The following is a 10,216-nucleotide window of genomic DNA, read 5'->3' on the forward strand; positions in this document are numbered from 1 at the left end:
CCGCAGCATCTGCGGATAGGTCTCGACCGGGCGCACCTTGACCTGCTGGAACAGCTCGGGAAAGAGCTGCATCATCGTCTCGCGGTTTTCCAGCATGTACGACACGCCCGACGGCGTGCGCGCGTTGTCCTCGAGCACGTAGAACTGGTTCTCGGCGGTGCGCACGATGTCGACGCCGATGATGTGCGTGTAAACGTTCCCGGGCGGCCGGAAATCGATCATCTCGGGGATGAACGCCTCGTTGTGCGCGATCAGGTGCTTCGGCACGATGCCGGCGCGCACGATCTCCTGGCGGTGGTAGATGTCGTCGAGGAACGCGTTGAGCGCCATCACGCGCTGCTCGATGCCGAGCGACAGCCGGCTCCATTCCGCGCCCGAGATGATGCGCGGCACGATGTCGAACGGAATCAGCCGCTCGGCGGCCTGTGCGTCGCCGTACACGGCGAACGTGATGCCGGTCCTGCGGAACACGCCTTCCGCGTCGTGGGCCTTCTGGGCGAGGCTTGCAGGGTTCTGCGTGTCGAGCCATGCCTTGACTCGCGAGTAGGGCGGGCGAACCTGATCGCCTGCAAGCATTTCGTCAAACGGTGCCATTGAATTTTCTCGTTTTCTGCGAGGCGGCCTGCTTCGGGCCGCAGGCCGTCCCCCGATTGCGCGTCGGCTTAGTTGTCGCCCTTCTCGAGCACTTGCCGTGTCAGCGTGACCGACGGAATCGTCGGCTTGAGCAACCCACGGCGCGCGCGGCTGCTCAACCACTTCCAGCCGGCCACGAGCAGCAGTGCGACCAGCGGGATCGACGCGATCGTCCACGTCCCGTTCGGGTAGTCGAACGCCATCAGCACCAGCACGCCGAGCAGGAACAGCAGCGTGAGCCACGACGTCACGGGCGCGCCCGGCATCCTGAACGGCACGTCGTCCACTTCGCCGCGCCGGACCGCGGCACGGAACTTCATCTGGCACACGACGATGAAGCCCCACGTGCTGATGATGCCGAGCGACGCGATGTTCAGCACGATCTCGAACACGCTCGACGGCACGAGATAGTTGAGCAGCACGCCGACCACGTAGATCGCGACCGTCACCAGAATGCCCGCGTACGGCACGGATTGCGCGCTCATTCGGCCGAGGAACGCCGGGGCCGAGCCGCCCATCGACAGCGAACGCAACACGCGCCCGGTCGAATACAGGCCCGAGTTGAGGCTCGACAGCGCCGCCGTCAGTACCACCAGGTTCATCACCGAGCCGATGCCTGGCACGCCGAGCGCGCCGAAGAACGTGACGAACGGGCTCTGGCCGGCCTTGTACGCGCTCCACGGCAGCAGGCAGACCAGCAGCACCACCGACGCGACGTAGAAGATCGCGATGCGCCAGATCACGTTGTTGATCGCGCGCGGCAGCACCTTGCGCGCGTCCTTGCATTCACCGGCGGCCGTGCCGACCAGCTCGACGCCCGCGAACGCGAACACCACGCCCTGCACCAGCACCAGCGCCGGCATCAGTCCATGCGGAAAGAAGCCGCCGTTGTCGGTGATCAGATGCATGCCGGTGTCACGGCCGGCGACCTGCACGCCCGTGCCGAGGATCACCGAGCCGATGATGAGAAACAGCACGATCGCGGCGACCTTGATCAGCGCGAACCAGAACTCCATCTCGGCGAACCACTTCACGCCGATCAGGTTCATCGTCGCGACGATGCAGAGCGCGACGAGCGCAAAAATCCACTGCGGCACGGCCGCGAACGGCGCCCAGTAATGCATGTACAGCGCGACGGCGGTGATGTCGACGATGCCGGTCATCGCCCAGTTCAGGAAGTACATCCAGCCCGCGACGAACGACGCCTTCTCGCCGAGGAATTCGCGTGCGTACGACACGAAGCTGCCGCTGCTGGGGCGATGCATCACGAGTTCGCCGAGCGCGCGCAGGATCAGGAACGAGAACGCGCCGCACACCAGATAGACGATCGCGAGCGACGGTCCGGCGGCCTGCAGACGGCCGCCCGCGCCGAGGAACAGACCGGTGCCGATCGCCCCGCCGATCGCGATCATCTGCACCTGTCGATTGCCGAGAGTCTTGTGATAGCCGGCTTCGTGCGATTCGAGCCAGCTGCGTTTGTCGGTTTCGCCGGTTGTCGACGGTTCGGGAATCGATGCCATGACGGTATCCTCGTGCACGGATGTAATTGGATTCATCCCGATCGCGCGACGATCGGGACCACCGGTACCGGAGGATCAGGGTGCGGAATCAAGCGCACCCATCCTGATTGCGATTCGCCGATCTTGGCGAAAAGCGCGGTATGTCGCGAACTTATTCAGCCGTAATTCCCATCACAAACAGAATGCGAATTTGGACTAGGCCTGTTCGAATTCCTGCATACGGGCCTCGGCCATCGCGCCGCAAAGTGCGTCAGCCTGCTCGTCGCGTGCGACGCCGCATATCGCGCGGGCGTGATTGTCGTTTCGATTTTTCTATTTCCGCTTCCGACCGGGATTCATGCTGGTTCAGGGTCACTTCGGCTCGACGCGGCTGCCGTGCGTGATCGAGATCGGCTGCGCGGCACCGCGCGCGATGACCTCCGGCCGGCATTGCCTCAAGCATCAGTGTGCAAAGAGATCGCGACCGACTATCGTGTGATGGACGCGCGCGCTGCGCGGATTTCGCGATGCGCGACGCACTCTGGCATTTCTCTCTTGCGTCGGCCCGATCCGGCAGCACTTCGCGTTGCCGAGACATCAGATGAACGCGGTATGTCGTCGCGCCATACTCAAAGAACGCCTCGCCACATGGCATGGTTGGACTGACTCTCCCGCAGCCAACCAAGTAATCTGATAAGGATAACTACTCTTGAGGAAGGCACGTAGCCTGCGCTTGTCAACTTGACATAGCCGTCGCAAGACGCTGCCGCGTACGGATCAGGCCGGTTGCCCGCCGCCGTCGCTCGGCGTTGCCGGCCCCGCATCGATCGCGACGCGATTCTTGCCGTCGCGCTTCGCGCGGTACAGCGCGCGGTCGGCGGCTTCGATCAGCGACGTCATCGGCGTGCCGGCCGCCGGCACGACGCTCGCGCCGCCGATGCTGATCGTCACGTAACGGCCGGTCGACGAATGCACGTGCTCGAGCCGCAGCGCTTCGATCGCGAGGCGAATCTTCTCGGCGAGCAGGCGCACGCCGCCCGGCGACGTGCCCGGCAGCACCACCGCGAATTCCTCGCCGCCGAAGCGTGCGGCGAGATCGCCCGGGCGGCCGAGGCAGCTTTCGACGGTCGAGGCGACCCGCTTGAGCACGTCGTCGCCCGACACGTGGCCGTACGTGTCGTTGTAAAGCTTGAAGTTGTCGACGTCGATCATCAGCAGCGACAGCTCACTGCGTTCGCGCGCGCCGCGCCGCCATTCGGCGTTCAGGTATTCGTCGAGATAGCGCCGGTTCGACAGCCCGGTGAGCCCGTCGGAATGCGTGAGGCGGCGCAGTTCGAGGTTCGCTTCGAGCAATTGCTGCTGCGATTGCCGCAGTGCGCGGTAGGCTTCGTCGCGCTGCAGCAGGTTGACGTACGAGCGCGAGTGGTAGCGGATCCGTGCGACGAGCTCGATGCGGTCCGGCAGCTTTACGAGGTAGTCGTTCGCGCCGGCCGCAAACGCGGCGCTCTTGATTACCGGTTCTTCCTTGGTCGACAGCACGATGATCGGCACGTCGCGGATCACGGGATTCGTGCGGTACGCCTTCACGAGGCTCAATCCGTCGGTGCCGGGCATCACGAGGTCCTGCAGGATCACGGTCGGCCGCGTTTCGACTGCGGCGGCGAGCGCGTCGTCCGAGCGCGGGCAGTAGTGGAAGTCGATGCGGTCCTCGTCGGCAAGCGCGCGCCGCACGGCCTGGGCGACGATCGTCTGGTCGTCGACCAGCAGCACCATCGCCGGCACGTCGGTCGCCGGCGGCACCTGCAGGGTCGCGCGCGCGGCTTCGAGCGCCGCGCCCGCGCCGTCCGCGGCGGACGTGCCGTTATCGTGGCCCGGGCGTCGCGTGGAGTCACTAGTCATGTCGACACCCGTTGTTGCCATTGCTGTCACGCAAGTCCATTTCATTCAGTTCCCGACGAGCGCCGCCAGTTCGCCCGCAATGCGCTCGAGCGGCAGGATCGCGCGCGCGGCGCCGAGCGTCGCGGCGGCTTTCGGCATTCCGTAGACGGCGCTCGTCGCCTGGTCCTGCGCGATCGTATGGTAGCCCTTCATCCGCATCGCCTTCAGCCCGATCGCGCCGTCGCGCCCCATCCCGGTGAGCAGCACGCCGATCACGTCGCCGGGCCAGTGCTCGGTCACGCTGCTGAAGAACACGTCGACCGACGGCCGGTACGGCGTCTCGGCCGGCTCGCGCGTGTATTCGAGCGTGCCGGCGCGCGTGATCCGCAGGTGGTCGTTGGTCGCGGCGAGCAGCACGAACGACGGCTGCGGCCGGTCGCCTTCGCGCGCGATGCGCACGTTGAGCGGCGTTTGGCCGTCGAGCCATTGCGCCATGCCGTCCGCGAACGCCTGGTCGACATGCTGCACGATCACGATCGGCGCGCCGAAATCGGTGGGCAGCGCGCCGAGGATCGACGCAAGCGCGGTCGGGCCGCCGGCCGACGCGCCGATCGCGACGAGCGGCCCGCCGTCGCCGCGCGCCGTCGTGCCGGCGGGGCGGGCGGCGCCCGCCGGCTTGTCGAGCAGCCGGCCGATCTGGTCGATCTTCGCGAGCAACAGCTGCGCGGTGTCGCCGTTCGCGCCTGCGCCGAGCCGCGGCGTATCGACTGCGTCGAGCGCGCCCGCGCCCATCGCCTCGTACACGCGCCACGCATTCGCGCCGATGCTGCTCGTCACGATCAGGATCGCGCACGGCTTGCCCGACGACATGATCCGTCGCGTCGCCTCGACGCCGTCGAACTTCGGCATGATCAGGTCCATCAGCACGACGTCGGGCGGTTGCGCGGCGCAGAACTCGACGGCCTGCGCGCCGTCGGTCGCGACCCACAGCACGCGGTGCTCGGGCCGCCGCGCGACCGCGCGGCGCAGCGCCTCGACGGCGAGCGGAAGGTCGTTGACGATGCCGATGTTCACGGACGGGCTTCTCCTATCAGGTCGCGTACGGCGTCGAGCAGGGTTTCGTCGTGGAAGCTGCTCTTCGCCAGGTAGTAGTCGGCGCCCGCGTCGAGTCCACGGCGGCGGTCCTCCTCGCGGTCCTTGTACGACACGATCATCACCGGCAGCGATTTCAGCGCGGCATCGCGCTTGATCAGCGTGACGAGCTCGATGCCGTCCATGCGCGGCATGTCGATGTCGGTCACGACGAGATCGAAATCGGCGCCGCGCAGCGCGTTCCAGCCGTCCATCCCGTCGACCGCGACGGTGACGGCATAGCCGCGCTTTTCGAGGAGCTTGCGCTCCAGTTCCCGTACCGTCAGCGAATCGTCGACCACCAGCACATGGCGGCGCCGTGCGACGGCCGTGTGCTGCGCGCGCTGCACCTTGTCGAGCTGGCCGCCGCGCACGAGCTTGTCGACCGAGCGCAGCAAGTCCTCGACGTCGATGATCAGCACCGGTTCGCCATTCTCCATCAGCGCGGCCGCCGCGATGTCCTTGACCTTGCCGAGCCGGCGGTCGAGCGGCTGGATCACCAGCATGCATTCGCCGCGGAACCGGTCGACGGCGATCCCGTACGACTCCCATTCGTCGCCGATCACAACGGTCGCGACGCTGTCGCCCGCCTGTTCCGGCGACGGTGCGCCGAGCAGCTGGTGCGCGGTGACGAGCCCGACCGGGCGGCCGTCGAAGCGGAAATGCTGCTGGCCTTCGAGCGTGTCGATGTCGGCGCGCGCGAGTTCGAGCGTGCGGCGCACGTGCGCAAGCGGGATCGCGTACGCTTCGCCGCCGACCTCGACGAGCAGGCTGCGCACGATCGACAGCGTGAGCGGCAGTTGCAGCACGAAGCGCGCGCCACGGCCCGGCTCGGTGAAGATCCGCACGGTGCCGCGCACGGCCTTGACCATGTCGTGCACCGCGTCGAGGCCGACGCCGCGGCCCGACACATCGGTGACGCGGTCGCGCATCGAGAAGCCGGGGAGCAGCAGGAAGTCGAGCAGTTCGAGGTCGGACAACCGCGCGGCCGTGTCCGCGTCGGCGAGCCGGCGCCGCACGACGCCTGCACGCAGCGCGTCGAGATCGATGCCGGCGCCGTCGTCGCTGACGGAGATCAGCAACTGGCCCGCGCTGTGGCGCGCTTCGAGCGTCACGCTCGCTTCGGCCGGCTTGCCGCGCGCGATGCGCTCGTCGGGCGTCTCGACGCCGTGGTCGAGCGCGTTGCGCAGCAGGTGGCCGAGCGGCGCGTCGAGCATGTCGAGGATGTCGCGGTCGACCTGCGTCGTTTCGCCGACGATCGCGAATCGCACGCGCTTGCCGAGCGAACGTGCGAGATCGCGGACGATGCGCGGATACGCGTGCGTTGCGTCGCCGAACGGTCGCATCCGGCAGCGCAACGCTTCGTCGTAAAGCTGCTGCGCGAGATGCGTGCTGCGGCGGTCGAAGCGGTCGAGCTCGTCCAGGCGCGCGCCGAGCTGCAGCTGCAGGTTGCCGAGCCCCTGGCGCACATCGTTCAGCGACGCGAGCGCGGCCGGGTCGAGCCGCTCCGCGAACGTTTCGACGAGCACGTCGAGCGAGCGCGCGACGTCGCGCTGCATCCGCTTGATGCGCAGGATCGAGCCCGTGAACGGCTTCAGCCAGTGCGATTCGACGAGCGATTCGCTGGACAGGCTCAACAGCTGGTCGAGCTGCTCGGCGCGTACGCGCAGCATCCGCTGCGGATCGTGCCGGGGGGGGCGGTTGGGTGTGCAAAGGCGGGGCGTCGGGCGCGACGGCATGCAAGCCCGGCGACGGATCGGCCGGCGGGTGGCGCGGGGGGCCGTCGCCGGTGCGCGGCGATATCGAGACAAGGGCGGCATCGTCGGGCGCGGAGCCGATGTGCGGCGCTGCGGCGCCTGGTTCCGGCGAGGGCGGTACGGGCAGTGTAAGCGGTGTGAGCGACACCGCGCGGTCGGCGCGCTCGTCCGACGCGTCGGTCGGACCCAGTGCGGCCAGCGCGTCGATGTCCGCGCGCGAGACCGCCGCCGCCGGATCGGCGTTGCCGACGCGCAGCAGCAGGTCCACGCCATGCAGTAGTGCGTCGATGTGCGCGGTCGTCAGCGTCAGCTCGCCACGCTGCGCGGCAACGAAGCATTCCTCCATCGCGTGCGCGACGTCGACGCCGTCCTGCAGGTCGACGATGCGCGCGGCGCCCTTCAGCGAATGCGCGGCGCGCATGCACGCTTCCAGCGCGGGCGCGTCTCCGGGCGAATGTTCGAGCGTCAGCAGGCCACTCGCGAGCGCCTGCGTCTGCGTGTGTGCTTCGTCGCGGAACAGGTCGAGCAGCGACAGGCGCATCAGGTCGTCGTCGGTGCTCATCGCAGGCTCCTCGCAAGCGAGTCGAACACGCGATCGGTGTCCAGCACGCCGATCGTTGTATCGCGCCACGCGAGCAGGCCGCGCGTGTGCATCGCGGCCGCGTGGGTGAGCGTCGTCGGCACCGGCAGTAGCGCATGCGCCGCGAAGCGCAGCACGCCCTCGACCTCGTCGACGGGCAGCGCGACCGCGTCGCCGCGATGCTCGACGACCAGCATCCGCGCATACGCGTTGCGCGACTCGTGCGGTCCGGTTGCGTTGCGCTCGAGATTCAGCAGTACGCCGAGGGATGCTGCGATCGTCAGCGTGCCGCGCACGTTGACGAGCCCGAGCACGGCGCCGTCGCGCCGGTGCGGCAGCGAATGGATCGGGCGCGGCCCGTCGACCTGCCGCAGCGCGGCGGCGGGCAGGCCGAGCCATTCGTCGCCGACGCGGAACGCGAGCGCGGACTGCTGCGCTTGCGCATCGTCGGCAGATGCGGCGGATGCAGTGAGTCGTGCATCCGCAGGGGTGGGCTGCGAGGTGCTGCGTGCGGCGCGCGCCGTTTCGGCGAGGTCCGCGTCGGTGAGCGGCCGGTCGAGCAGCTTCCCGGCCGCGTGTTCGAACACCGGGCAGTTCAGGCAGCGGGTGTGCACGGCAAGCCGCGGGCACGAGCCGTCACCTCGCGTGCCGATGAGATTCCAGCAATCGTCGACGGCCCTGGCCGGAGCGCGATCGTCACGAGCGGCGTGGGTCATGGGTTCCGCCCGGTTCGCCGGTCCGGTCCGCCGTCGGCACGGCTGACGCGCCGCGCGCTTGCCCGCTGCGCACGCAGCATCAGTTGCCGGGCACCTGCCGCGTCACCTGCCGCGTCGCGCAGCGCGGCGAGATGGGTCAGGGCCTCATAGTGAGCCGGGTCGAGATACAGCGTCTTGCGATAAAAATCCTGCGCGTCCGCATCGAGGCCGCGCGCGTCGGCGATCAGGCCGAGCAGGTAGAACGCGTCCGCGTCGGGGCCGTGCGCGAGCGTGAATGCGTGCGCGGCGCGCTCGGCGTCGTCGAGGCGGCCCGTGTCGGCGAGCCGGCGGGCGTCGGCGAGCATGGGCGCCGGGGCGGCGGGTGCGCTCGGCGCGGCATCCGCGGCATCGGGCGCCGCGTGCGCGATGCGTGTCGCCGGCTGCCGCTGTGGCACGGCCGGCGGGCGGTGCAGGGTTGCCGTTGCGAAATGGTTTGCCATGGAGGGTGCCGCCACCGGGTGCCGGGGCGGCAACGTCTGCGGCGCCACCGGCTTCGCAGATGCCACAGACACAGTGGGCGGCCGCTCGCCATCGTTCGCGCCCGTGGCCGGAGCATCAGCCTGCGCCGCGCGATGGAACGCGAACGCGAGCGGAATGCGCGCGGGCGCCAGCGCATGCCGCATCATCAACCCCGTCTCGGCCGGGCCGACGAAGATCGTGCCGCCGTCCGCGAGTTGCCGCTCGAGCAGCCGGATCGACTGGTCCTGAGCGTGTCGGTCGAAATAGATCAGCACGTTGCGGCAGAAGATGAAGTCGTAGCGCGTGTCCGCGTCGAGCGGCAGGTCGAACAGGTTCGCCTGAACGAAGCGTACCGGTTCGCGCACCCGCGGGTCGAGCTGCCAGCCGCCGACCGTTTCGCTGAAATGGCGGTCGCGGAATTCGAGCGGGTGGCCACGAAATGCGTTGCGTCCGTAGACGCCGGCCCGCGCCCGCTCGATCGCGCGTGCGCTGATGTCGATCGCGTCGATCGCGAAGCGTGACGGGCCGATGCCAGCGTCGAGCAGTGCCATCGAGATCGAATACGGCTCCTCGCCGGTCGAGCACGGCACGCTCAGCACGCGCAGCGTGCGCGCCGGCTCGCGCACGAGCCGCACGTCGGCGATCCGCGCAAGCGCGACGAATGCCTCGCGGTCGCGGAAGAACCACGTTTCCGGCACGACCAGCGTTTCGATCAGCGCCTGCCGTTCGTCCGCGGACGCATTCAGCCGCTGCCAGTACGCATCGATCGCGGCGCCACCGGCGGCCTCGGCGACGTCGTCCGGCGTGCCGCCGGCGGGCCTCGGTGTGTCGGGCGCGTCCGGTGCATCGGCCTGCGTGACGCGTGCGCGTTCGGCAACCGCGCGCGCGAGCGCACGATTGCCGAGCGTCGCCGCATCCATCCCGGTTTCACGCGCGAGCCACGCTTCGAATCGAGGGTCGTTGGCGTTCATCATGGCCATCATCCGGCAAGCGCCTGCGCGGGCGGAAACAGCAATGCGCGCGCGTCGTCATCGAGCATCTGCTCTACGTCGATCCGCTGCACGAATCCCGTCGCGTCGGCGGCGACCGGCCCGAGCCAGCGCGCGTGCGGCGTCGCGATCCCGCTGTCGGCGAATTGCGCGGGCGCGAACTCGCGCACCTGCGTCGCGTGCTCGACGATCAGCCCGAGCCATCGATCGACGCCGTCCGCCTCGTGTTGCTGCGCATAGCGCACGACGACGAGCCGCGTCGACCGCAGCGCGTGCGCCGCGCGCCCGAGCGCGAGCCGCGGCACGTCAATCACCGGCACCAGCTTGCCCCGGTGATCGATCACGCCGGTGAGCCATGGCGGCGTACCCAGCATCGACTTCACGGGCGCGAGCGCCAGCACCTCGACGATCCGCGTCGCATCGAGCGCATAGCGTTCGCCGTCGAGTTCAAAAAGTAGGAAGAGCATCGTGTCGTCCGCACGAAGGCCGCGTGCGTCAGCCGTCGATCTTGAAGCGCGACACGCCGGTGCGCAGG

7 protein-coding genes and 1 pseudogene are annotated in these 10,216 nt (G+C 68.8%); all 8 read right to left on the bottom strand.

Annotated features, from left to right (window positions below):
- The coding region (locus tag U4Z31_RS36465; protein WP_321812944.1) for a circularly permuted type 2 ATP-grasp protein at positions 1 to 594 on the bottom strand (594 nt) is incomplete at its 3' end.
- A 68-nt stretch (positions 595 to 662) separates the two neighbouring features.
- Entirely contained in the window at positions 663 to 2,153 is a 1,491-nt protein-coding gene (gene ansP / locus U4Z31_RS36470; RefSeq protein WP_044847527.1) for an L-asparagine permease, read from the bottom strand.
- A 756-nt stretch (positions 2,154 to 2,909) separates the two neighbouring features.
- Positions 2,910 to 4,031 (bottom strand): diguanylate cyclase, encoded by a 1,122-nt coding sequence (locus U4Z31_RS36480; protein ID WP_321812945.1) that lies wholly within the window; start codon positions 4,029 to 4,031, stop codon positions 2,910 to 2,912.
- 45 nt (positions 4,032 to 4,076) lie between these two features.
- Positions 4,077 to 5,084, bottom strand: coding sequence for a chemotaxis response regulator protein-glutamate methylesterase (locus U4Z31_RS36485; protein WP_321812946.1), 1,008 nt, complete (start codon positions 5,082 to 5,084; stop codon positions 4,077 to 4,079).
- A pseudogene (locus U4Z31_RS36490) lies at positions 5,081 to 7,460 on the bottom strand (hybrid sensor histidine kinase/response regulator). The gene U4Z31_RS36485 and the pseudogene U4Z31_RS36490 overlap by 4 nt, the downstream one beginning before the upstream one ends.
- Positions 7,457 to 8,194, bottom strand: coding sequence for a chemotaxis protein CheW (locus U4Z31_RS36495; protein WP_321812947.1), 738 nt, complete (start codon positions 8,192 to 8,194; stop codon positions 7,457 to 7,459). Before U4Z31_RS36495 ends, U4Z31_RS36490 begins: the two are co-directional and overlap by 4 nt.
- The gene (locus tag U4Z31_RS36500) at positions 8,191 to 9,663 is read right to left on the bottom strand and encodes a protein-glutamate O-methyltransferase CheR (RefSeq protein WP_321812948.1); all 1,473 of its coding nucleotides are present in this window, start codon (positions 9,661 to 9,663) and stop codon (positions 8,191 to 8,193) included. The genes U4Z31_RS36495 and U4Z31_RS36500 overlap by 4 nt, the downstream gene beginning before the upstream one ends.
- Positions 9,664 to 9,671: 8 nt before the next feature.
- Positions 9,672 to 10,148, bottom strand: coding sequence for a chemotaxis protein CheW (locus U4Z31_RS36505; RefSeq protein WP_044847533.1), 477 nt, complete (start codon positions 10,146 to 10,148; stop codon positions 9,672 to 9,674).
- Between the last annotated feature and the right edge of the window lie 68 nt (positions 10,149 to 10,216).

Origin of the sequence: Burkholderia sp. BCC1985 (assembly GCF_905339915.1) — a bacterium.
GTDB lineage: Bacteria > Pseudomonadota > Gammaproteobacteria > Burkholderiales > Burkholderiaceae > Burkholderia.

Coding starts and splice junctions, on each gene's coding strand:
- U4Z31_RS36505 (WP_044847533.1), bottom strand. CDS start 10,148: ATGCTCTTCCTACTTTTTGAACTCGACGGCGAACGCTATGCGCTCGAT.
- U4Z31_RS36495 (WP_321812947.1), bottom strand. CDS start 8,194: ATGACCCACGCCGCTCGTGACGATCGCGCTCCGGCCAGGGCCGTCGAC.
- U4Z31_RS36480 (WP_321812945.1), bottom strand. CDS start 4,031: ATGACTAGTGACTCCACGCGACGCCCGGGCCACGATAACGGCACGTCC.
- U4Z31_RS36500 (WP_321812948.1), bottom strand. CDS start 9,663: ATGAACGCCAACGACCCTCGATTCGAAGCGTGGCTCGCGCGTGAAACC.
- ansP (WP_044847527.1), bottom strand. CDS start 2,153: ATGGCATCGATTCCCGAACCGTCGACAACCGGCGAAACCGACAAACGC.